This window comes from Marivirga harenae, assembly GCF_030534335.1.
In the GTDB taxonomy this organism is placed as follows: Bacteria; Bacteroidota; Bacteroidia; order Cytophagales; family Cyclobacteriaceae; genus Marivirga; species Marivirga harenae.
This window is the reverse complement of record NZ_CP130565.1, coordinates 4041174-4064517: the sequence shown is the minus strand read 5'-3', so window position 1 is coordinate 4064517 and position 23344 is coordinate 4041174. Positions and strand designations below refer to the sequence as shown.

Below are 23344 nucleotides of genomic sequence, written 5' to 3'. Positions count from 1 at the left end.
AGAAGTGGGTAATCTAATTGAATGTTCTCTTTAAAAATCGAGGAACTACTGACAACCATATGTATTTGAGCTTGCTTATTCTGTTCAAGCAAAAGATTTATATGTAAATAATATTGTAATTACTCAATTTTTAGTTGAATTTTTATTATTTATGTGTCCGTAAAAGTATCAATTAAACTATACCAAAACTATGAGTCATCCCAATCTGCTGACCTCAACTCGTGAACCACTTGATGTAGAACTTAAAGTAAAAGAAGGAAAAATCCCAGAGGATTTAACTGGGTTCGTGTTTATAAATTCCGGTGCAGGAACCGTCAATAGTGGTGGACTTCCATACGAAAGGAAACTTCCCAATGGTGAATTCAATCAGGAATTTGGTTCACCTGTGATTAATGGAGACGGTTATATGTATCGCTTTGATTTCACCGATCCTGGTAAAGTGAAGCTTAGAACCCGTTTATTGAAGACACCTTGTTTTTATGCGGATATTGCCTCAAGCCCGGTGTTGAATCCAAGTAATCCATTTGCAGATATTGCCTTTAAAAACAGAGGCTTGGCAAGGATGTCAATGAAATTAGGTACCAGAAATCAGTTGAATACTGCTATTACTCCATTCAAAAAGCCAGGAGATCATCAATCACGATTATTAGCAACTTTTGATGCGGGTAGACCTTTTGAGTTTGATCCAAAGAGTTTGGAACTGATTACTCCCATTGGAGAGAATAAGTTTTGGCGGGCGGGAACTCCTCCATTCTTGAATAATCCTTTTCCGATGGTGTTAACTTCGGCACATCCCGTTTATGATCCTGAAACCAAGGAAGTATTCAGTGTGAATTTTACTAAAACCACCAAAAACCTTTTAAGTGCTACTGAAATTTTCCATTTGATATTTAGTAGCGAAGAAGAGATTGAAAAGAGGTTAGAAGAAAAAATCAGTAGGTGGGAACAAATTGAAGATAAAGAGCAGGTGGTAAAAGAGGTGAACGATTTCTTTTATGAAGAAGCATCTGAAGAAGAGCCTAAATCAATTTGGGATAAGCTCAAAGGCTGGTATTGGAAATTGATTGGAAGACATTTTTCTAATGAGGATGCTGTTTATTTGGTGCAGTGGACAGGCTCTAAGAATCCTAAGTCTTATAAGATTGTGAATGAAAATGGGTCAAATATCCAGATTCAACATAATATGCACCAACTCGGATTTACCCGGGATTATGTGCTTTTAGCCGATACTAATTTCAAATTCACATTGGATGTGATGTTGAATAATCCATTTCCTAATAATGAGAAAATTGATTCATTTTTAAGGGAATTGCTGGATGGTGCTCAAAATGATTATTCTACTCTTTATATTGTTCATAGAAAAGATTTAGTTCCAAATGCTAAAGAAGTTAGGGCACACAAGGTTGTATTGCCATTAGAGACTGTTCACTTTTCTGCTAATTATGATAATCCGGAAGGTGTCGTGACATTACATGCGGCACACAATTGCAGTGCTTGCCCAGCTGAATGGGTGCGTTATTATGACGAATGTAAAGTGAGTGGTTCGCCTATTGATCCCCAAAAGATAGGAATGCTTGCAGTTGGAGAGATGGATATTGGTAAAATCGGGAAGATCGTTATAGATGTAAAAAATAGAGACAATCTAGAAGATAAAACGGTATTCTTACACCTAGAAGGAAATCCGGGCGAGAAAGATCCAGGTCCACATACCTGGGGAGTGGGCTTGTATACTTATCGAGATATGCTATCACCTGATCAAAATGTTGGAGAGATAAAACATATTTTTTGGCAAGCGTATGGACTAAATGATCAATTACTCACTGATTTTATGTACAGATTGTACAAAGATCCACACAGAAATAGGGTATACAGTGCTGAGCAAATGCTTGAATTTACAAAAAAAGGTGCTCCATTCATTTTAGAGACTGTTGAAACTGATTCGATGAAAGTTATCGACCACTACAGTTTTCCGAAGGCTACTTATATGTGGTCTCTACAATTTGTACCTTCAAAATCTCCAAAAAGTGATATTCCAGAATCTTTGAATGGTTATATTTTATGTACTGTAATAGGTGAAAACGATAATATAAATCAGATAAGTTCTTACTTTTCTGAGATATGGGTGTTTGATGCGTCTGATTTACATAAAGGCCCCATAGCAAAGCTCGATCACGATGAATTGCAGTTTGCATTTACGATACATTCCGTTTGGGTTAAGGAAGCTTCAGGGGTAAGTATTCCTGATTACAAAATTGATATAAAACAAGATTATGAGGAGCAAATTAAACATATAAGACGTAGATGGTTACGTAAAAAAGTACAATCTTTGATGAAGGATCATGTTTATCCTCATTTTCGATAAATGATTTTTATTTTTACCATAAGTATGTTAATCTCGCATAACTTTTTTTATTCAAAATAGATGAAATTCAATATTGCAGAAAGTTTTGGTATCAATTTAAATGAAGCCTGGAAGGAAGAATACAAGAGGGTGGGTCACCTTTATGCAAGATGGGGTGCGCTCTTAGTTATTTTCTTGTTTCCTCTTAGTACAATACCGGAGCTTGCAATAGAGAAGCCTAATATCAATTTATGGTATATATTCAGATACGGTCCATCAGTTGTAGTGGGAGTTGTGTTTTTACTTCATCAAAAATTTAAGTTTAGTCACGAGCTTTTATTTGAAATCATTGCATTCTGTTTGTTTACTTCTGCGGCTTATATGGTAGATTGTGCAGATTGGATGACTTATATGATATCTATGGTTACCGTATTTATTACGAGTGCGGTTTTGGTTATATTAAGGCCTTTCTATTTCATTCTTAATTTTTTTGCAGTTTTTCTGATTCAAATTATAGTTCATACTTTCTTCTGTGACGCAGGAATACTAGATTATTTCATGATGAAAGGGGTCAATATTTTGATAGTTGTAGGGATTGCAGCTTTTTCGATGGCCGCATTTAGATATTACATCATGAAAAATAATTTCATGCACAGGGTCGCTCTGCAGGAAGCACATTTTGAATTACAAGAAAGAAATCAGAGTTTAATTAAAGCTCAAAAAGATTTACGATTTAAGAGTGACCAAATTTCAGAGCAAAATGAAGAGTTAAAGATGCAGAAGGAGGAAATTCTCTCGCAGAGGGACGCGATGCAATCTCAGAAAGAGTTTATTGAAAAGCAGAATAGAGATATAATTGGTAGTATCCGTTATGCACAAAGAATTCAATCTGCAATGCTTCCTACCGATGATTATATCAAACAACTATTGCCAAATTCATTTGTAATGTTTATTCCGAGAGATATTGTATCCGGAGATTTCTATTGGATGGCTGAAGTTGATGGGAAAAAAGTGATTGCTGCTATCGATTGTACAGGACACGGAGTGCCAGGTGCTTTTATGTCGTTAGTAGGGGATACCAATATGAATCAAATTGTGCTGCAAGAAGGAACTATTGATCCTGCGGAAATTCTCAATAGGCTTCATGATGGGGTCAATAGCTACCTAAAGCAGTCCCAGACTGAAAATCAAGACGGCATGGATGCGTCTATCGTAATAATAGATGAACAAAATAAAATAATGACTTTTGCAGGGGCCAAAAATCCTTTGATTATTGTTAAGGAAAATAGAGAAGTTGAGGTGATCAAAGGAGATAAGATGTCTATTGGAGGTAAAAGAAAGATTGAAAATGGAGGAGGATTCACTACCCATTCGATCGAGTACAACCCCAATCATACCTTTTATATATTTTCAGATGGTTATCAGGATCAATTTGGAGGTCCTAAGGATAAGAAATTTATGGTGAGAAACTTCCGTAAACTCCTCCAAGAGACTGCTGAGAAAGATATGAATGACCAAATTCATATCCTGAAGAAACGATTTGAGGATTGGAAGCGCGGTTATAGTCAAACGGATGATGTGCTCTTGATCGGCTTTAGGCTTCAATAGCTTTTAATTTTCTTTTTCCTGCTAAAAGGTTGTCTATATTCTGCAAAGTTTTCGTAATTTTATTATATGGAAGATTACAAAATTCTCATCTATATTGTTCTGTCAATTCTATACTTCTTATTTAAAGGAAGAGGGAAAAAGAAAAAACCCGTTACTCGAAAAAGAACAGATGCTCAGGAGGCAGATCAAAGTTCAAATGAAAAGAGAAGGCCAAAATCTTTTGAAGAGCTGCTTGCAGAATTAAGTGGTGAAAGTCAAGAGCCAGAGGAAAGGTCCAAGAGATCTAAAGATGATGAAATTCTAACCGACAGTGAAAATATTAAACCTCTTTCTGATCAAGTTGAGGAAAGGCCGATGCACCAGGAGATAAGCCAAGAGGACTTTGAAAATGCCGATGAAACACTCAAAGAATTATACAAAAAAGGGGAGAAGCTAAAAAGTATTGATGAGTTGGTAGATATAGAGGAAGTTTCAACCCAAAGTGACAGATTCAGAGGATTTGAAGTGGAGAAGGGTGAAAATCTTTTTGCCAAGGAAATTCGTGAGGGCTTGTCTGATCCTGAAAGTGCTAAAAAGGCAATCGTTTATGCTGAAATACTCAATAGGAAGTACTAATTTCCACAGTATTTAGTTTGTATTTTGAAACTTGCCACTGGTCATTTTTAGTTTTTTCAAGTTGAGATTCTAACAGTATTTTTTGACCTTTTTCATAGTATAGTCTTGCATTTTGGTAGGATAGGACAACCTTGGCGTTTGAACCATCTACTACAAATTCATCTATCTTGATGAAAAATTTATGTTTTAACTCAGACAATTCTTTTTCTGAAACAATCCTAACCGATTTATTACGAATGTTAAGCTCCAAAGTCTGATTTTCTAGCTCAGGAAATTTCATCATTAATACCTCTTGCTTTGCATTTGTACTTACAAAACGAGGTGAATAGGCAAGGTATTCCTGGAATTCCTCAATATTAAAAACAGATTGTAAAACTTCTTCCTGTTTACTTTGTCCAATATTATCAGTTGTAACACCAACAGATAATACAAAAAATAGGATAGCTAAATAATTCATGTGCTTTTATCAATTATTTAATAAATATAATTAAAACTTGTGAAAAATTACCCTTGATATCTATCCTTTTTATAGGGGAGGTACCTTCTAATGAATTTTAGTTTAATACAAATCTAATTGGGATTACTCGTCTACTTCGTACAGTTTTGCCTTTCTGTTTGCCAGGTACCCAATTGCCTTGGTTTTTAAGTAATTTAACAGCAAGTTCATCACAGCCTGCACCAATACCTTTGACCGGTTGTATATTACTGAGGCTACCATCTCTTTCAATAACAAACTGTAAATACACAACTCCTTCAATCCCCATTCTGATGGCTTGTTGGGGATACTTTCCTTCCAAATCTTTTGATAAATGATTATAGAAATCTTGAATGCCACCAGGTGGTTCAGCTTGCTTCTCTACAATATTAAAGATGGTGTTTTCATCAATCAAATCGTTTGATGAGATATTAGAAGTCGTAGTATTTTCATTTTTAGGTTTAAGAATAATTTCCTCCTCTGGGTTTAAATCACATGAAAAAATAAAGCTGAATAAAATCAAGAGAAAAGCAACAAGGAATGGTTTTTTTGTAGATTTTTTATTGCTTGTTAACATGTTAAGTCTGTTTAAGATGGTTGGTTTAGCAAAATAGCTGACAAATTGAAACTGGTTTTGCTTGAGTGTCTGCTGAATTAGGAGCTCTGCATAACTAGTTTTTTCAACACCCATGCAAGCATATTCATCAGCTAAAAATTCGTGGTTTTCGACAATATGCTTTTTTATTTTCTGATTTAAAGGATTGAATATCAGTAGCGAAGACATAACTTCAACCCATATTATGTCAAAAAAATGTAATGTTTTCCTATGTGCCTCTTCATGCTTTATGATAACATCTTTGTTATCATCAGTTTGTAATTTTTTAGGTAGAAGCGTTTTGTTTAAGAAAGTAAATGGCGGGATTTCATCAGATACCCAATATATTTGCTGTTTATAATCAAAATATGCAGTTCGTTGTATCAGCTTAAATTTGTGATAGCTTTTGATAAATTTAATAATGAATATGAAAATAGATATAAACACTAAAATTCCGTAAAGTAATGGTAGTCCTGTTTCTAATGTGAATAAATTACTTTCCAACATTGACGAATTACCTCCCGAAGCTGTTGCTGCTGATTCATTTGACAAAAAAGCTTGATTGATAAAAGTCACATTTTTGAAGATTTTAATTTCTAGCAAAGGGATGATTAAACTCACCCCATAAATTGCTAGGAGGTAAAATCGGTTAAAGGAAAAGCTTTTCTCATCTTTTAATATAAAATGATAGATTCCACCTAAAACCGTAAATAATACATGGGCTTTTAAAATGTAAATTAAGGTATCCATTTTTAGTTACTTGTTTTTCAAATGATTCATAACTTCATCTAGTTCTTCCGCGCTAAGATCTTCTTCTTTAGCGAAAAATGAAGCCATGTTAGCAAATGATCCATCAAAGTAACCGTGGATAAGTTTTTTAATGCTGAATTTTCTGTATTCATCCTTTTTTATAAGAGGATAATACAAATAGCTTTTTCCAGTTTTTTCATGTCCAACTACTCCTTTTCTTTCTAAGATTCGAATAATTGTACTTACGGTGTTGTAAGCGGGTTTTGGCGCAGGTAAAGTTTCTAAAACTTCTTTAACATAAGCTTTTTTTAATTCCCATAGCTTTTGCATGATTTGTTCCTCTGCTCTGGTTAGTGTTTGCATAATTTTCCCTATTATTTAGTTTAAAAACATCAATATAAAACTAACCGGTTAGTTTTCAAAAGAAATCCTAAACATTTAAGAAAAAAGATGCTGTATTTTTTATGATCGGTAAGGATTGGCCCTATTTAGCTATAAATCAGTCGTTTTCATTGCTTACCATATTATAATTCTTATTCTTCAAGAAGATTAATCGATCATCTTTCCCTACCTCTTCTGGATACCCAGAGATGATCTGTAGTTTCTTTTCAGAGGTGATAATAAACAACGGAATAATGGTTTTTCCTTTTTCTTCTAGAAATTCTTCATATTCAGATTCTCCATAGAACTTTACCTCTGAGATTTCACTGTTTTGTCTTAGTAAGTGATTTAAACTTAAGTAATCCAATCTTGATTTGAATAGAACATTCTTTGGTAAAGGCAGATTTTCATTTTCAGCTTCTTCCTTACTTACAATTCGGTATGTATTTTCCATTCCTAATTCATTGTCGAACCAGCTCAAGGCTAGAGAGTTAATGCCTGAGTTACTAGTAACTGCCATCATTTTTCCAATTTGAGAAAGATCAACCTCTTCAAAAATTTCTTCAGAAAGAATATTCCCTTCGTAGACGGGAAGGTTTAGCTTTCTGGCTTCATTGACATTATGCTTTGCTGTGTCTGCTAATAATACGTAAAAACCTTCCTTTTTTAGAAATAAAGCCAGTTTTTTAGCAATTTCGTTAGCACCTACAAATAATACTCCCTGCGGTTCTTTTCTCAAAACTCCGAGCCATTTACCAACGTATTTGGCACTGGTTCCCTGAATTATAACAGTTCCCACTATTACTAAAAATACAAGTGGTAACAACAGTTCTGCTTCAGATTTTATCGCAGCGCTAGTAGTTTCAGAGCTGAGTAAATCCAAAGAAAATAATGAAGCTACAGCTGCCGCAACGATTCCTCGCGGGCCAATCCATGAAATAAAGATTTTTTCTTGCCAACGAAGGGTAGATCCTATAGAACTTAACCAAACTCCCAACGGTCTGAGCACGAAAATAACTACAGCAAATAGAACAAGGCTTCTTGTTCCTAATTGTTCTATTTGATCAATGTTGATTCTACTAGAAAGTAAAATAAAAAGCAGAGTGACTAATATTAGACTGATATCTTCTTTGAAAGACAAGATTTTCTTAAAGTCATCAAGCTTTAAATTGGCAAGAACAATTCCCATAATGGTAGTTGCTAGAAGCCCTGCTTCTTTTTGTAGCATATCAGAAAGTGAAAAAACCAAAATTACAGTCCCTAAGGTTATTACATTCCTTAAATAATCAGGTATTTTATTTTTACTGATGATATACCAGATTAAAACGGCTCCAAAACCACCAATAAAGAAACCTACTGAAATCGTAGTAACGAAATCCTTTAAAGCTTCAACAGTGTAGTATTCACCGTTGGACGAGCTTTTGATGAATTCATAAACCAGGACTGCAATTAATGCGCCTAAAGGATCGATCAGAATACCTTCCCATTTAAGTATAGTATTGATTTTTGCATTTGGTCTCACGTTTCTCAAAATGGGTAAAACCACTGTAGGACCCGACACAATTATCAAACCACCGAAAAGCAAAGCCATCGATAGACTTAAGTCTAGTATTGCCACAGCTGCTATTGTACCCCCTATAAATGTGATAATTACCCCCACAATCAAAAGGTTTCTTACTGTACTTGCAACAGTTCGTACTTCTTTCAAATTTAGAGTTAATCCCCCTTCAAATAGAATCACGCCTACCGATAGGGATACAAATGAGAATAGCAAATCACCTGAAAAAATGCTGTCACCATCAATTAGCTTAGTGCCTTCAGGAGTGAAAAAAGTAGAAATTGGGCCTACTAATAATCCTATAATAATCAGCGGGAGAATTGCCGGTTGCTTTATTTTCCATGCTAACCATTGTGCGAAAACCCCTAAAACTAATATGCTTGCTAATTCTATCATTTTGTAAGAATTCTGATTAAATCAATTCTAAAAATAGATATTTATTGCGGGATATATAGGCATAATCAGGATTAATTTAGTGTACATTAAATGAATGAAAATGAAAATGAAAAAAGTATAAATTGAAAGTTCAGATTATTAATATCTAGACTATAGAAGATTAATTTAAAGGGATGTATATACTTTGTTGTAATTATTTGAAGTGCTTTGCATTATTCCTGTCAAGGGAAATATCAATATGAAAGTACTCCCTGTCCTTGTGTCACTTTCTAGTTGGATTTTGCCGTCAAGGATCTCTATTGCTTTTTTGACAATATACAGTCCTAGACCATTGCCTGTGGACGTAGGAGAATTTCTTTTAAACATATCGAAAATATTAGCCTGTTGCTCGTTTGATATTCCTGTTCCATTGTCCTTTACGGAAAGAATAAGTTGATCTTCATAAGATTCCACTTTAATATTAATTACTATATTTTTTGAATGATTAAAAACTAAACTGTTTTCAATTAAATTACTTAAACAGATTTCAAGAATTACAGGATAAAAAGTGATTTCGGATATAGAAGAATTAAGTTCTATTTCATAATTATAATCGACTCCATCGTAGGATTTGTTCTTAATCACTTCATTAACGATTCGATTAATTTCATTTTCTATTTCCATTGTTTGGGGTGATTTCAAATTTTCAAAATCACCTAAGAAACTAACTGCCTGGAGCTTTTTAACCATACTATCCAATTTTTTCACAGTAATATTTACTTTATTGAATAGGATCGTAGCTTCGGTAGGTAAATCGTATCTTTTTGAAATCCCAACCAAGCCCATCAGAGTTGTAAGAGGTCCTCTAAAATCGTGCGAAGCTCTATAGAAAAAGTGATCTAATTCGGAAAGAGCATTTTCTAAGGCATTGGTTCTGTCTTTGACCTTCTTTTCGAGAAATTCATTTAGTTCGTTCACATGATCATTGGCTTCTTTTAATTCTTCAGATTGAGCCATAATTTCCTCCTGCTTTTCCTGAATCTCATAATTTAATTCTCTCAGCTGTTGATTAGTTTTAGTTCTTACTTTAAGGTATCTGAAAATGATGTAACTAAGAATCAATAAAACAGCAATTCCGATTACTAAAACGATTAAAGTATTTCGTTGAGATGCTATGGTTTTTTGATTTAGTGCAATCGTTTGCTCGTTATTCTCTTTTTGTAGATTTAGCAAAGCCAGTTCTTTGTCTTTGCTTTTTAGGTTGTAAGTGGTTTCCAATGTGGCCAATTCTAGCGTTTTGTTTTCTTGTGCCAACTCTTTCTGTGTTTTTAACGCTTTTTGTAAATAATCTGCCGAAAGTTTGTAGATTTCCTGTTTGGAATTGAGTTTTGCTTGGGCTTGATATATTTTTAGCAGAAAGTACTTCTCTCCCAATTCATTTGCATGTTTTTCCCCTAAATCAAAATAAAATTTGGCAGAGTCTAGTTTTTGGATTTTCATATAGTATTCCCCTAAAATCCATTCTCCCTCAATTAATCCTGCATAATTATTTAAGTCTACATCTATTTTATAAGTTTCTTTGTATATCTTAAGTGCTTGGTCATCTTTACCAATTTTTTCCAAAACCACAGCTTTATTAAATTTTGCTGCCGATAATTCTTTTATATTTTTTGTGATTTTTTGGAAATAAATAGCTGAATCAAAATGCAGGATAGCTGAGTCGTACTTTTCTAGATCAGTGTATAAAGAACCAAGCGCATTATGACTTCTACCTAAATAACTAAAATTTTGAATAGTTTCTGCTATTTCTAGTGCCTTGAATAAGTAGCTTTCTGCTCTATTCTCTAAATTCAAAGAGTAGAAAATCCATCCTAATTCATAGTAGGCTATTTGAATTTCATTTACATTATTATTTTCTTCGAAGACTTTAAGAGCTTTGAAGATGTAGTTACTTGCTTCATTATAACGTTGCATCCAAGATAGTAAAGTTCCTGTGTACAAATCAATATTAGCTTTTCCAAATCCGTAGTTCAGACTATCATATATAGCTTCAGATTGAATCAAATATTGTGAGCTTTGTTGATACCTACTTACTTCCATTGCATTTAGGGCCAGTTGCATAAAGGTCTCAGCCTTATCCATCTTATTGTTAGTAGAGTCATAATGCTCAATTAACCTTAAAAATATCGAATCTGAGTTCTGAAAGGACGCTATTGTTTGATAATATTTCGCCTTCAAGCTAATATACTTATTGTAAGTATTTATAGTATCTAATTGTGGTATTACGTCTTCAAGAATTTTCAAGGTCAACACTGCCTCTTCAGTTAATCCAATTTTCAAAGCCGCTGATAATTTGATCAATAGTAAATTGAAGTATTCTGAATTGTTGTTATCATTGGCGAGAATTTCATTTTCTATTATGTCAAAAATATGTTTGTAATGTCCTTTTTTCTCGTAAGCAGAACATAAATACGATATAAAACGGTAATTATTAGCCTCTTCCTTGCTTGCAAGATTTATTGCTTTTTGATAATATTTTATAGCACTGTCATATTCTTGATTTGTGTAAAATGAAATCCCATATTGAGCGTAAGAGTCTGCCTTAAGTGTGGAGTCTTCTATGTTTGATATTAGTCGATAGGCATTTTGAGCGGCTTTATGAGCTTTTTGAATATCATTATGCCAATTCTTTTTAGCAATAGAAGTATAGTACCGAGAAGAGTCTTCCAGCATTCCCTGACAATAAACTTTTGACAGCAAAGCGCTAGAAATAACTATGATTAGTAAAAACTTTACCTGTGCAATATTTGAAATCTTTTCCTTCAATAGTTTAATTATTGATACAAATTGTACATTAATAGGCGAATTTTGATCAATATATTAAAATACTTCATTTATTTTTCGATTACTTGTGAATTTTCTACGATAATTAAATATAATTTTACCTTTTTTTATTTTAAATATTTCATAAGATGCCGATAAATCCCTGGAAGTTATTAAAATCTAAAATTCAATATGAAAACCCATGGATTAAAGTTGAAGAACATGATGTGATCAATCCTGGTGGCGGTATGGGGATATATGGAAAAGTACATTTTAAGAATGTGGCAGTTGGTATTGTTCCAGTAGATGATGATGGAAATACATGGTTGGTTGGTCAATATAGATATCCATTGGATGAATATAGCTGGGAAATCCCAGAAGGGGGGTGCCCTATTGGCGAAAGGGAGCTTGATGCAGCCAAACGTGAACTGAGAGAAGAAACCGGGTTATTCGCTGCAAGCTGGGAGGAATTATTGAGGATTCATACCAGCAATTCTGTTTCTGACGAGAGAGGAGTTGTATATTTAGCTAAGGAGTTAAAACAGGGAGAAACGGACTTTGAGGAAACCGAAGATTTAAAAATTAGAAAGCTTCCAATATCAGAAGCTTTTCAAATGGTAATGGACGGTAAAATTACTGATAGTATTAGTATCGCAGCCCTGCTAAAGTTGAAGTATTTGCTGGATAAAATTTAGTAATTCAGCTTGTCACCTGAAGTTATCCCTTCCAGACCCCTAATAATAGCCTCATTCTCTTCCTTAGTTCCGACCGTTATTCTCAAGCAGTCATTACATAGTGAAACATTGGAACGATCTCTGACCACAATGCCGTTTTTAAGAAGGTTTTGATAGATTTCTTTTGCATCATTTATTTCTACTAAAATAAAATTTGCATCAGTCGGATAAACCTTCTTAACCCCCGCTATATCTTGCAGCTTGAGAAATAGGTCATCTCTTTCTGCTATAATCGCTTTTACTTGATTGTCAAATATTTGCTTCTTTGAAAGTGATTCTGCTACCAGTTTTTGACTAGGGCCACTAATATTATATGGGGGTTTAACTTTGTTAAGTATCTTAATTAAATCTTGATTTGCAAATGCCATTCCCAATCTGGCTGAAGCTAAGCCCCATGCTTTGCTTAAAGTTTGTAGAACTACCAAATTTGGATACTCTGATAACGCATGTATCCATGAGTCTTGAGCTGAAAAATCAATATAAGCCTCATCAATGACTACAATTCCATTAAAATTCTCTAATAAATACTGAATGTCATCTTTCCTCAAGCTATTTCCCGTTGGATTATTCGGAGAACAGATAAAAAGCATTTTGCTTTGCTGAGTGGCCTTGTCTATAATCGCTTTCACATCTAATTGAAAATCTTCAGTTAATTGAACTTCTATATTTTCAACATTATGGATGGATGAAGATACTTTATACATTCCATAAGTAGGAGGGCAGGTGACTATGTTGGATTCTTCACTTTTGCAGAAAATTCTAAAAAGTAAATCTATTGCCTCATCACTTCCATTACCTAAGAATATATTTTCAGCGGGGATTCCTTTTAAGTCAGATAATCTGGTTTTTATTTTCTTTTGTAATGGATCGGGGTAGCGGTTCCAGTTTTGTTGCTCCTCATCAAACGGATTTTCATTGGCGTCTAAAAACACCTTAGCATCACCGGAAAATTCATCTCTTGCTGAAGAGTATGCCTGCAATTTTAGAATATGTGGAAGTACTAAGTCCTCCCAATTTATATTATTGCTCATTTTTGCAAGTTATTTATTCTTTAAACTATTTAGTCTGACAGTCACTGCGTTTTTATGTGCTCTTAAGGATTCGGCTTCCGCCATCTCTTCTACATGCGGGCCCAAGGACCGCAAGCCTTCGGGTGTTATTTCCTGATAGGTGATATTCTTAACAAAACTATCCAAAGAAACTCCACTATAAGCTCGTGCAGCACCATTTGTTGGTAAAGTATGATTAGTCCCTGATGCATAATCACCAGCAGATTCGGGAGTATAGTATCCTAAAAATATGGAGCCAGCATTTTCAATTTGACCGGCTATTTCCCTCGCATTTTCAGCTAATAAAATCAAGTGCTCAGGAGCATATAAATTTATTAAATCAATACATTCAGCTTCAGACTTTAAAATGATGACGGCACTATTTTGCAAGCATCTGTCAGCAATTTCCCAGCGAGGCAATTCACTTAGCTGATGGTATATTTCTTTTTGCAACGCATTTAACATTTCCGGATAGGTGGTGACAAAAATTACTTGACTATCAACTCCGTGTTCTGCTTGCGATAGTAGATCAGCGGCTACAAAGCCTGGATCTGCACCTTTATCTGCATAGACTAATACTTCTGATGGTCCTGCAGGCATATCTATTGCAACTGCTTCCAAACTTGCCAGCTGCTTAGCGGCAGTTACATATTGATTACCAGGGCCAAATATTTTATCTACCTTCGGAATGCTTTCTGTTCCATAAGCAAAAGCAGCAATTGCTTGGGCTCCACCCACTTTAAATATTTTTGTAATTCCAGCAACTTCAGCAGCATATAAAATTGCAGGATGAATTTTCCCTTCTTTATTAGGTGGTGTACATAATACTATTTCTTTACAACCAGCAATTTTCGCGGGTATGGCCAACATTAAAACTGTACTGAAAAGAGGAGCCGTTCCACCAGGAATGTACAAGCCTACCTTAGGGATGGCTACTGATTTTCGTTCACACAATACACCTGGCATGGTTTCAATTTTGAGTGGAACGGTTACTTGTGCCTCATGAAATTGAAAAATATTATCATGGGCCACTTTGATAGCCTCCTTTAATTTATCTGAAACAGCTGATGAAGCTGATTTTATCTCATGATCATTCACCAGAAAATTATCCAATTCGATCCCGTCAAACTTTTTTGTGTAGGCTTTTAAAGCATCGTCTCCATTGCTTTGAACCGCATCCATAATAGGTTGAACTATTTTTCTTATATCAGAAAGAGATTCTGTTGGTCTTTTCAGTAGATGTTCCCAGCTATCTCTTTTCGGGTATGTGTAATCTTTCATATTTTCTTTTATCAAATAGATTCCTCAATAAATCTTAACTAAACCTGCCAGATTTTATTTCAAAGGTGGATCACTATACAATCATCTTCTCTATAGGAGCTACTAATATTCCTTGAGCGCCCGCTCCTTTCAGTTTTTCTATTACTTCCCAAAAATCATCTTCTTTTACAACAGAATGTAATGAACTCCATCCTTCCATTGCTAAAGGTAAAACCGTTGGGCTTTTCATCCCCGGTAATAAATCAATAATTTCATCAATCGATTCATTTGGAGCATTCAATAAAATGTACTTGTTGTTTTTACCAGCTTGAACAGACTCCATTCTGAATAGCAGTTGATTCAAAATGTCTTTCTGCCCATCAGATAAATTGTTGTTTGAAACTAAGACCGCCTCTGAACGCATAATTACATCGGCTTCTTTTAAACCATTACTTAACAAAGTGCTACCAGAACTAACAATATCGCAAACAGCATCAGCTAAGCCTATACTTGGAGCAATCTCCACTGAACCGCTGATTTCATGAATTTCTGCATTAATATTGTTTTCTTTTAAGAAATTACTTAAGATTTTAGGGTAGGATGTAGCGATGCTTTTCCCATCTAAATCCTTAATATTTTTATAATCCCAGTTTCTATCTACACCAATTGATAGTCTGCATTTAGAAAATCCTAACTTTTTGACTATTTTGACATCATTGTTGTATTCAACTAATACGTTTTCCCCCACAATTCCTAAATCAGCTACTCCGTCTTCAACATAACCTGGAATATCGTCATCTCTTAAAAATAAAAACTCGATTGGGAAATTATCAGCAACTGCTTTAAGTTTACCTTTTCCATTGCTGAATTTAATTCCACATTCTTTAATTAGTTTTAGTGAGTCTTCGCTTAATCGACCTGACTTTTGTATAGCAATTTTTAATGTATTCATATTTAAATTTTGAGATATAAAAATAGTATTTAACTAAGAGATTTTCTAAGAAAATGTTTAACGATTCTCCTTAAATAAATATAATGTGCAGACACCTGCTTATGGCGATATATTGATTTTTTTCCTCTTACAAAGAGGAATGATGGAATACATGAACTGCATGAAATGCCTGGGAAGCATTTTGCCAATTTAAGATATGTAAAGTGCTTTTGTTCATGAGAAAGCAAATGTAATAAGCTTTTTTTAAAATGCTATTGTTTTGATGCGTTTTATGTAAAAATTGTAATTCTTAGAACATTACTAATTGATTCATAAATTAAAATTTTCTACTTTAGATACATGAGAAAAATAGATACATTATTAGAGGAATATGGGGCGAGTCATAAAAATGCAACTAATAAGAAAGTTCATTGGATTTGTGTACCTTTAATATTTTGGAGTGTTGTAGCTTTGCTCTATAGTATACCAAATGATATGTTAACCTATGCATTCGGTGTTGGTTACTTTAATAATTGGGCAGTAGTTGTTTTAGGGATCGTGCTTATTTATTATATCAGTTTGTCAATCCCCCTCTCATTTGGTATGGTGCTATTTGCTGTTTTATGTATAGCAGTTGCACGCTGGGCGGATCAGCTAGATTTTTTGCCTCTGTGGGCAATAGCATTGCTAGTGTTTTTCTTGGCATGGGTAGGTCAATTTTGGGGTCATAAAATTGAAGGTAAAAAGCCTTCATTTCTGAAAGATTTACAGTTTTTACTAATCGGACCTGCCTGGTTAATGCATTTTATTTACAAAAAGATTGGAGTGAAATATTGAATTCAATCGTCATGAAGTGCATTATTTATATCGAACTTTAGGCCATCAATTTTACTAGCTTCTTCTTCAAATTTCTCCTGTAATGATTGTTTAATACCTAATATGGCATTACAGTTTTCTGTGAATTCTTGATTTTTAATATCAGCTGCAAAATCAGCTATTAATTTCATTACCTCATTTGTAATTTCGTATCCATATTGTATTTCGTAGATAGCTTCAATGGTAACTTTTAATAGTTTTGAAGCCTCCAAAGACTCAAATGCTGCTGTTTTATATGCATTTATTAGGCCAGAGACACCAAGTTTTGTCCCACCAAAGTAACGGACTACCACTACTAGGACTTGCGTTAGGTTTTTTGATTTTATTTGACCTAAAATGGGATCTCCAGCGGAATGGTTGGGTTCCCCATCATCATTTGCTCGCAGCTTGTCTTTTGATAAAAAATAAGCATAGCAATGATGGCGAGCATCATGAAACTGCTTCTTGACCTCCTCTAATTTTTCTTTAACTTCATCTTCATTATGCACTCTAAAGGCTAGTCCTATGAATTTACTACCTTTTTCTTTATAGAATCCTTCGCCACCTTTAGAAATTGTGTAGAAATAGTCCTTCATTTATACTTAGAAATTTTATAAAAGAAAGTTCAAATTAGAGGATTTTAGGCAATTAAACTTCAAACTTATCATTTATTGCACTTTAAAAAGTATTTTTACCCCATGAGGCAAAACTATCAAATTTCAGAGCATTTTCCCTCCAAAAGTGAGGAAGAAGTATTGAAGTTTTCTGTTTTTGCTCAGAAAAGTTATTGGTTGTTACATTTGGCTTTGGAGAAGATCCTTCCCATTACGGTCTATGATGGTAAGGGTCAGATTGTTGCTTTTTGGTGTTTTTACAAACAAAAGCAAAAATTGAGTACACCATTTAACGCCCCTTTTTTTACTCCCTACTTTGCAAGTGAAGTCGATATAAGTCTGGTTTGTGAAAATGTTTTCAGCTACTGTAAAGAGAAGTATAATTGCTCAATCGAGTTTACTTTGCAATCAGATACTCTTTCCACTGATCACTTCTTTTTGATGCCTTCGCTTAAGATCAAAAAAGTAGATCTTGCCAGTAGGCTTACAGTATCTGACAAGTCATTTGTAGAGCACATTAGGCAAGAGCGAAAGAAACGAAAATTGAAATCTTTATTATCTGCTAATCAATATAGAGTCTCAAATGTAGATATAGATAATTGGGCTGATGAATATCAAGAGAATTTGAATTGGAGAGCAAAAAAATCTCATCAAAACTTAATAAGTGTAGAAAACATGTCAAAGGCAAAATTGCAATTCCCTGATGTTTATCATGCTTTAAAAATAGAAATAGATAGCATTTTGGTTGGGAACGTATTCTTTTTGAAGGTAAATGATATGACGCTTTATGTTTATTCATTAATAATTGATCCATCCTCAAATTTGAATGAGCCTTCACTTTTATTGTGGAATTCTGTATATAATTGGGCACAAGAGAATGGTTTCTCCATAATTGAGATGGGAACTTCTATGCTTCCAGATGGAAATATTAACAAAAATTTAGCTCGATATAAGTCTTATATTGGGGGTGAATTTTACAGAAAATATACTTTGCATTGTTGAGGTTTTGGCAGATATATCATCATAGCTTTTGGAGTGGAATGCTTTTATTAATCCGGACCGTAGTAGGCTTTGGTGCACAGAAAGCTGTAGCTGTTTTATATGGACCAGCTGGAACAACCCTGTTTAGCCACTTTCAAAATTTCCTAGCTTTATTTACTCAACCTATTCAAGATGCAGCTGGAAATGGGCTGATAAATGCATTTCCAAAACAGAATTTCCAAAAGAAGCACATCATTGGATCAGCCATTATCATTTTAGTTCTATTAACCTTTGTGACTGGCATTTTTTTATTGATTCGTCATCAGTTCAGACAAAGCCTTTTCTTATTCAGTCTTCAAGAATGGCTAATAATTATTCCTTCCATTCTACTTTTTTGCTTTGGCTTGATAGTTTCTGCTGTATATGTTATTCAGCAAAAATTAAGTGTTTATGCATCAATCATTTTGGTTCAATGGTTAACATTTTTTGGAGTGCTTGTTTTCTTTGAGCTAAACCTTCATCAATTCTTGATTTTATGGCTATTAATTCAGTCGCTTTTTTCGTTAGTTCTGATTTACCCGATTTATCCCTATCTGAAATTTAATTTTAGAATTGATAAAAAATTAAAACAACATTTTGGTCAATTCCTAATTATGGCAGTCACTGTGTGGTTAAGTAGTAAATGGGTTGATTATTTTATCAGGGAATTTGCCATTCATGAGTTTGGGACTATTCAAACAGGTTTATGGCAATCCGTTGTGAGAATTTCTGAAGCATATCGTGGGTTATTGATTAGTTTTCTATTTTTGAGCTTTTACCCAATGATCTCCAAACTAATAGCAAGAAGAAACTTGGATTTAAGCATTTTGAAGAGGTACTATTTGCCGTATTTTTTACTTTCCTTGATATTTCTGTTCTTGGTTTTTCAATTTGATGAGCTTATTCTGGAAGTATTTTATGAGGCACAGTATGCACAGGCGGTACACTTGTTTCAATTTCAGATTTTTGGAGATTTATTCGCATTTCTATCCTTTCCATTTTCTGTTTATTTAATTGCTACTGTTAGGGTCAAATCATATGTTTTTACTGAAATATTAAGTGCGCTTATATTTGTAGCAATAATAGTTTTAAATTCATCAATAGGTATAGATATTTTGGTTTATGCTCACATCCTACGGTTTAGTTGCTTTTTTGTAGTTGTGGCGATTGTAGGAATAAAAAGTTTAAGAAATGAAGGGTAAGGTAGCTGTAATTTGTTTGTGCTATAATCATGAAAAATATGTACAGGAAGCGATGCAATCAGTTTTAGAGCAAACTTATTCTGCAGAACTTATTATTGTGGATGATGCTTCAAGCGATGACAGTGTACAAAGAATAAAATCTTTTATTGATCATCATCCAAATAGAAATATCAAATCAATCTTCTTGCGAGAAAATATTGGTAATTGTAAGGCTTTTAATAAGGCATTGGAACTAGTTAATGCCGATTATATTATTGATTTGGCGGCTGATGATCGTTTATTGGAGGATAGGGTGGGAGAAGGACTGCAAAATCTGGAAAGAGATCGAAATATTGCCGTTAATTTTACAAATGCAAACTACATAAATGAGGAAGGAGAGTATATTAAAACTCATTATCCGGTAGATAAGAAGAACCATTCTACTATTCCAGTGCCAGAGGGCAATTTATTTTATCAGATTTTACAAAGATATTTTATTTGTTCTCCAAGCATGATGTACAGGTCTTCTTTTTTGAAAGAGCTTGGTGGATATGATGAAGATTTAGCTTATGAGGATTTTGATATTATGCTCAGACTTTCAAGACAGCACCTATTCAGTTACACCGACAAAATATTGGTGGAGAAAAGGGTTTTATCTAGCTCGATGTCTCACCAACAATACCAAAGTAACAATAAACAATTGGCTTCGACTTTGAAAATCTGTTATAAAGCATTTGATATGATTCAAGATAAACGGGACAAAAAAGCGCTACTTAGAAGAATTTTTTATGAATCAAGACAGGCTTTTCTTCATAAAAGATTCATATTGTTCTCAGCTTTTATTAATTTGGGTCTTAAAACTATTTTGCAAAAATGAAAAAAATACTTTTCGTGTGCTTGGGGAACATTTGCAGATCACCACTGGCTGAAGGTTTGATGTTAAGTAAAATATCAAATATGGACAATGAAGAACAATTTAAAATTGATTCATGCGGAACAGCGGATTATCATATTGGTGAGTTGCCTGATGAAAGAACACGTGAAAATGCTCAGGAAAATGGTTTAGAATTGAAACACCGTGCAAGGCAGTTTGATGCTTCAGACTTTAATCGCTTTGATCATATTTTGGTAATGGACAATGCCAATAAAATGAAGATTATTGGATTTGCAACTTCTGAGGAGCATCTACAAAAAGTTCAGCTTATGCGTGATTATGAGACTGAAATCAATTTGCAGGGCATTGATGTACCTGATCCATATTATGGTGGAGAGGAAGGTTTCCAAAATGTATATGATATCTTGGACAGATGTACCGAGAATCTATTGAATTACCACCTGCAAGCCATTGAAAACTAAGACCTTTTAATTTAAGAACTCGTATTTAATTATCCCACCAACTTCTTCTTCTGTTCAATTTTAAATCTTGGAGAATAGAGGCTTTCACTCCAATATCAACACTGAAAGACTGGAATCTGCCAAAAGGAACCCAATTGGCATTGATTTGCCAGCAATGAAGATTTCTAAAGATATTGATAGATGTTTGTGTGAATTCTTGTTGTTCAAAGTCATATCCTGAGTTAAATCCAACTTTCCAGTTTTCTGTAAAATTTACATCCCCACTAAAATTCATGGTTTGCTGGATATTTGCCTCCTCAAAGCCTTGCTTGCTCCACCTGATGTTGTATCGGACTCTCAAATTCCATGGTACTTCGAAATCCACATACATATCAGGGTTATTGGCCAATGCCTGAATTTGATCTTCTGTAGCACCTGCTTGCCGCGCTTGATCTTCTAGATTATTTCTGTTTTCATCATCACTTTTTTTACCAGCAGGGTTTAGATTAGTGGATAAAGCGATGTTTGCAGTTGTCAATCGCCCTATTCCTTTGCCCGCTTCCCAGGCATACTGGTCAATTTTCCTTTGAAATACTTGTTTAGTTCCATTTTCTCTAACGTTGATACTGTCTAAAACCATCACATAAGGATCAATCCCAGTTTGTAAATTGACGTCTAACTTCCCATTAAATAGATTTGTCCGAGCGTTTATGGAGATAGGAGCTAATCTAAATGAATCAGCGATGACATTATAACTAGTAGCGAATGAAAGGTTGTCAAAGATTTTAACTTTTTTGGGCATGTCTGAAGTATCACTTTCTTTTTTTACTTTCATTTCAATTGTATTGGCTAAAGAAATTCCAATAGTTCCCGACTTTCCTCTTCCTGGACTTCCGTATACAAAGCCTTCATATTTTGAATATACTCTTGTATTTCCTAATGAGTCTGTTTGAACCTCCTTATATATTCCATATTGCTCTTCACCAAAATCGGGTCTCCAATTTAAATTAACTGAAGGAGTCATTATATGTCTTACCGCCTTAACTGGTCCTTTCTTTGGGTAAATCGTTCCGTAGAGCCGGGTAGTGAAGCCGATACCTGCGTTATAAGATGATGCTCTACTAAAAGTATTTACAGTGTCTATAACAACTGTATTTAATGAGTCACTATATCTATGATTCAACTCTCGTAAATACCACACTTCATCATAATTGAAATTAGGGCTGGCGGTAATAAATTTGAATAAGTTAAATGAAGTAGAAACGGGAACTCTATGTCGACCCCCATTATTTGCTCTCTCTAATAAGTATGGGAGATTTTCCCGGCTGAAATCTGCGATACTGTCTTCAGTAGCTTCTGGACCAATCATACCTATATTATTAGTAATTCTGTTTGTCGAAGTAAAGTTGTAAGAGTAATTCATTTTCTGGAGCCAATTCAAGCCATCCACATTTACGGCTTTAAAAGGGTATTGGCGATTCATGTTTAGAGCTACTTCTGGTAATAGTAAGTTGATTTCATTCGTTCTAATGTCTTGATCATGCCTTGCACTAATAGCATAATTGAATGGTGTTCCTTGAATTACATTTGAATATGAAATATTTGAATTGAAGTTAGCCGTAACTTGTTGTTGAAAGTTGGTAGAAGGGTTATTTTGATTAAAAGTGGATGTACCACCGTTTACCGAGGCAGAAAAACGTCCTGTGCCTTTTGATTCTGGCCTATGCGACCATTGAACCCAAAAATCTCGGGAGACAGCAGAATCCGCTTCTGTCTCGCCTATTTGTTGTTGATTAAATCTAATGTTTAGATTGCCATTATAACTATATCTTTTTTTGTAGTTAGAAGCCACCGAAAGTCCATAACTACCTTTGGAGTATATTTCACCTCGAAGTGCCATGTCAGCATATTGATTTATAGCCCAATAATAACCTCCATCTCTCAAGAAAAATCCTCTTCTGTTTTCTTCTCCATAAGTTGGGAATAAAATACCGGAAGTTTTATTGTTTGGCATTGGAAACATTCCGAAGGGAAATAATAATGGAGTTGGGATCTCTGTAATTTCTAAATTAAATGGCCCTGCCAATATCTTATCCCCAGGAATAAGTTTTAATTTATTTGCAGATATTCCGAAATGGGGATGGTCTAAATTACAAGTAGTATACAAGGCATGATCACTGAACATTTCATCCTTTTCATTCTTTTTTGTCCAGTTTGAGTGCATGAAGGCTTCTCCCTGTTGGGTGACCACTCCTTTGATTATCGCTTTTTTAGTATCGAAATTATAAGTAATCTGATCCGTCTGATAAACTTGACCTTTATCTGTAAAAATAGGTTTGCCTGTAATATTATCAGCAGTGTCCTTTAAACCGCTGGCGTCAAGAATTTTGGTATTATAATTTACTTTTATCTTATCAGCGTCAAGTTCTATATCCCCATAATCAACATGAGCCTCTTTATACATAATAATATCTTGAGTTTTCAAGTTAAAGTTTAAAGAGTCTTTGGCAGTGTAATTGACAGTTGTTGCAATATCTCCTTTTTTCTTTTTCTTAACAGAATCAGTTCGAACATTATTAGTGATGGAATCCGTTAAAATATTAATAGTGGAATCTTCAATAGATTTTGTGGAATCAATTTTGATAGAACTCTCAAGCAAAGAGTCAGATTTCTGATTTACAGAATCAACTTCTTGCGCGTAACCAATAAAGGGTACAACAAATATGAATAAACTTAAAATATACCGCCTCAAATTGTTCCGTGGATTTTTCCGATTTGATGAATTTTTGCAATCTTTGTGTAAAATTATACTATTCAAATTTAACAACCGAAAGATTGTGAAAA

General features: G+C 34.2%; 19 protein-coding genes. 9 read left to right on the top strand and 10 right to left on the bottom strand.

All coding sequences use genetic code 11. The annotated features are described in order from the left end of the window. Nucleotides 1-190 precede the first annotated feature (190 nt). From Q3Y49_RS17335 to Q3Y49_RS17325, 3 genes are all read left to right on the top strand, one after another. Nucleotides 191-2362 (top strand): carotenoid oxygenase family protein, encoded by a 2172-nt coding sequence (locus Q3Y49_RS17335; protein ID WP_303269898.1) that lies wholly within the window; start codon nucleotides 191-193, stop codon nucleotides 2360-2362. A 60-nt stretch (nucleotides 2363-2422) separates the two neighbouring features. Continuing rightward, a complete protein-coding gene (locus Q3Y49_RS17330; RefSeq protein WP_303269897.1) occupies nucleotides 2423-3949 on the top strand; it encodes a PP2C family protein-serine/threonine phosphatase in 1527 nt (508 codons plus the stop codon). Between the two features lie 66 nt (nucleotides 3950-4015). Then, nucleotides 4016-4564, top strand: a complete 549-nt coding sequence (locus Q3Y49_RS17325; protein ID WP_303269896.1) for a hypothetical protein — start codon at nucleotides 4016-4018, stop codon at nucleotides 4562-4564. Here Q3Y49_RS17325 and Q3Y49_RS17320 read toward each other — a convergent pair. The 5 genes from Q3Y49_RS17320 to Q3Y49_RS17300 all read right to left on the bottom strand — a co-directional run bounded on the left by Q3Y49_RS17320 (nucleotide 4548) and on the right by Q3Y49_RS17300 (nucleotide 11524). Next, nucleotides 4548-5021: a hypothetical protein gene (locus tag Q3Y49_RS17320; RefSeq protein WP_303269895.1), complete on the bottom strand. Its 474-nt coding sequence runs from the start codon at nucleotides 5019-5021 to the stop codon at nucleotides 4548-4550. The two genes, Q3Y49_RS17325 and Q3Y49_RS17320, sit on opposite strands and share 17 nt — an antisense overlap. A gap of 97 nt (nucleotides 5022-5118) precedes the next feature. Then, a complete protein-coding gene (locus Q3Y49_RS17315; RefSeq protein ID WP_303269894.1) occupies nucleotides 5119-6384 on the bottom strand; it encodes a TonB family protein in 1266 nt (421 codons plus the stop codon). A gap of 6 nt (nucleotides 6385-6390) precedes the next feature. Beyond that, nucleotides 6391-6747, bottom strand: coding sequence for a BlaI/MecI/CopY family transcriptional regulator (locus Q3Y49_RS17310; protein ID WP_303269893.1), 357 nt, complete (start codon nucleotides 6745-6747; stop codon nucleotides 6391-6393). A gap of 136 nt (nucleotides 6748-6883) precedes the next feature. Next, nucleotides 6884-8719: a cation:proton antiporter gene (locus Q3Y49_RS17305; protein WP_303269892.1), complete on the bottom strand. Its 1836-nt coding sequence runs from the start codon at nucleotides 8717-8719 to the stop codon at nucleotides 6884-6886. A gap of 165 nt (nucleotides 8720-8884) precedes the next feature. After that, nucleotides 8885-11524: a sensor histidine kinase gene (locus Q3Y49_RS17300; RefSeq protein ID WP_303269891.1), complete on the bottom strand. Its 2640-nt coding sequence runs from the start codon at nucleotides 11522-11524 to the stop codon at nucleotides 8885-8887. Nucleotides 11525-11670: 146 nt separating this feature from the next. On the opposite strand from Q3Y49_RS17300, the gene Q3Y49_RS17295 reads away from it, so the two are divergent. Beyond that, nucleotides 11671-12216 carry an NUDIX domain-containing protein gene (locus Q3Y49_RS17295; protein WP_303269890.1) on the top strand — a complete coding sequence of 182 codons (546 nt, stop codon included), beginning with the start codon at nucleotides 11671-11673 and terminating at the stop codon, nucleotides 12214-12216. Here the strand turns inward: Q3Y49_RS17295 and hisC are convergent. The 3 genes from hisC to hisG all read right to left on the bottom strand — a co-directional run bounded on the left by hisC (nucleotide 12213) and on the right by hisG (nucleotide 15516). Further along, the gene (hisC, locus tag Q3Y49_RS17290) at nucleotides 12213-13286 is read right to left on the bottom strand and encodes a histidinol-phosphate transaminase (protein ID WP_303269889.1); all 1074 of its coding nucleotides are present in this window, start codon (nucleotides 13284-13286) and stop codon (nucleotides 12213-12215) included. The two genes, Q3Y49_RS17295 and hisC, sit on opposite strands and share 4 nt — an antisense overlap. 9 nt (nucleotides 13287-13295) lie before the next feature. Beyond that, a complete protein-coding gene (gene hisD, locus Q3Y49_RS17285) occupies nucleotides 13296-14585 on the bottom strand; it encodes a histidinol dehydrogenase (protein WP_303269888.1) in 1290 nt (429 codons plus the stop codon). A 73-nt stretch (nucleotides 14586-14658) separates the two neighbouring features. Further along, the gene (gene hisG, locus Q3Y49_RS17280) at nucleotides 14659-15516 is read right to left on the bottom strand and encodes an ATP phosphoribosyltransferase (RefSeq protein ID WP_303269887.1); all 858 of its coding nucleotides are present in this window, start codon (nucleotides 15514-15516) and stop codon (nucleotides 14659-14661) included. Nucleotides 15517-15855: 339 nt separating this feature from the next. Between hisG and Q3Y49_RS17275 the strand changes: the two genes are divergently transcribed. After that, nucleotides 15856-16332, top strand: coding sequence for an Mpo1 family 2-hydroxy fatty acid dioxygenase (locus Q3Y49_RS17275; protein WP_303269886.1), 477 nt, complete (start codon nucleotides 15856-15858; stop codon nucleotides 16330-16332). 2 nt (nucleotides 16333-16334) lie between these two features. On the opposite strand, the gene Q3Y49_RS17270 is transcribed toward Q3Y49_RS17275, so the two are convergent. Continuing rightward, nucleotides 16335-16946 (bottom strand): IMPACT family protein, encoded by a 612-nt coding sequence (locus Q3Y49_RS17270; RefSeq protein ID WP_303269885.1) that lies wholly within the window; start codon nucleotides 16944-16946, stop codon nucleotides 16335-16337. 102 nt (nucleotides 16947-17048) lie between these two features. Here Q3Y49_RS17270 and Q3Y49_RS17265 point away from each other — a divergent pair, with 102 nt between their 5' ends. From Q3Y49_RS17265 to Q3Y49_RS17250, 4 genes are read left to right on the top strand one after another with little or no spacing between them, the layout of a single operon-like run. Further along, nucleotides 17049-17966: a hypothetical protein gene (locus Q3Y49_RS17265; protein WP_303269884.1), complete on the top strand. Its 918-nt coding sequence runs from the start codon at nucleotides 17049-17051 to the stop codon at nucleotides 17964-17966. A gap of 38 nt (nucleotides 17967-18004) precedes the next feature. Beyond that, entirely contained in the window at nucleotides 18005-19186 is a 1182-nt protein-coding gene (locus Q3Y49_RS17260; RefSeq protein WP_303269883.1) for an MATE family efflux transporter, read from the top strand. Beyond that, nucleotides 19176-20042, top strand: coding sequence for a glycosyltransferase (locus Q3Y49_RS17255; protein WP_303269882.1), 867 nt, complete (start codon nucleotides 19176-19178; stop codon nucleotides 20040-20042). The genes Q3Y49_RS17260 and Q3Y49_RS17255 overlap by 11 nt, the downstream gene beginning before the upstream one ends. Further along, on the top strand, nucleotides 20039-20521 hold the full coding sequence (locus tag Q3Y49_RS17250) for a low molecular weight protein-tyrosine-phosphatase (RefSeq protein ID WP_303269881.1): 483 nt from the start codon (nucleotides 20039-20041) through the stop codon (nucleotides 20519-20521). The genes Q3Y49_RS17255 and Q3Y49_RS17250 overlap by 4 nt, the downstream gene beginning before the upstream one ends. A 25-nt stretch (nucleotides 20522-20546) precedes the next feature. On the opposite strand, the gene Q3Y49_RS17245 is transcribed toward Q3Y49_RS17250, so the two are convergent. Then, entirely contained in the window at nucleotides 20547-23252 is a 2706-nt protein-coding gene (locus Q3Y49_RS17245; RefSeq protein ID WP_303269880.1) for a putative LPS assembly protein LptD, read from the bottom strand. Nucleotides 23253-23344: the final 92 nt, after the last annotated feature.

Coding starts and splice junctions, on each gene's coding strand:
- Q3Y49_RS17260 (WP_303269883.1), top strand. CDS start 18,005: ATGCTTTTATTAATCCGGACCGTAGTAGGCTTTGGTGCACAGAAAGCT.
- hisD (WP_303269888.1), bottom strand. CDS start 14,585: ATGAAAGATTACACATACCCGAAAAGAGATAGCTGGGAACATCTACTG.
- hisC (WP_303269889.1), bottom strand. CDS start 13,286: ATGAGCAATAATATAAATTGGGAGGACTTAGTACTTCCACATATTCTA.
- Q3Y49_RS17325 (WP_303269896.1), top strand. CDS start 4,016: ATGGAAGATTACAAAATTCTCATCTATATTGTTCTGTCAATTCTATAC.
- Q3Y49_RS17250 (WP_303269881.1), top strand. CDS start 20,039: ATGAAAAAAATACTTTTCGTGTGCTTGGGGAACATTTGCAGATCACCA.
- Q3Y49_RS17330 (WP_303269897.1), top strand. CDS start 2,423: ATGAAATTCAATATTGCAGAAAGTTTTGGTATCAATTTAAATGAAGCC.
- Q3Y49_RS17295 (WP_303269890.1), top strand. CDS start 11,671: ATGCCGATAAATCCCTGGAAGTTATTAAAATCTAAAATTCAATATGAA.
- hisG (WP_303269887.1), bottom strand. CDS start 15,516: ATGAATACATTAAAAATTGCTATACAAAAGTCAGGTCGATTAAGCGAA.
- Q3Y49_RS17265 (WP_303269884.1), top strand. CDS start 17,049: ATGAGGCAAAACTATCAAATTTCAGAGCATTTTCCCTCCAAAAGTGAG.
- Q3Y49_RS17270 (WP_303269885.1), bottom strand. CDS start 16,946: ATGAAGGACTATTTCTACACAATTTCTAAAGGTGGCGAAGGATTCTAT.
- Q3Y49_RS17335 (WP_303269898.1), top strand. CDS start 191: ATGAGTCATCCCAATCTGCTGACCTCAACTCGTGAACCACTTGATGTA.
- Q3Y49_RS17255 (WP_303269882.1), top strand. CDS start 19,176: ATGAAGGGTAAGGTAGCTGTAATTTGTTTGTGCTATAATCATGAAAAA.
- Q3Y49_RS17275 (WP_303269886.1), top strand. CDS start 15,856: ATGAGAAAAATAGATACATTATTAGAGGAATATGGGGCGAGTCATAAA.
- Q3Y49_RS17310 (WP_303269893.1), bottom strand. CDS start 6,747: ATGCAAACACTAACCAGAGCAGAGGAACAAATCATGCAAAAGCTATGG.
- Q3Y49_RS17305 (WP_303269892.1), bottom strand. CDS start 8,719: ATGATAGAATTAGCAAGCATATTAGTTTTAGGGGTTTTCGCACAATGG.
- Q3Y49_RS17320 (WP_303269895.1), bottom strand. CDS start 5,021: ATGAATTATTTAGCTATCCTATTTTTTGTATTATCTGTTGGTGTTACA.
- Q3Y49_RS17315 (WP_303269894.1), bottom strand. CDS start 6,384: ATGGATACCTTAATTTACATTTTAAAAGCCCATGTATTATTTACGGTT.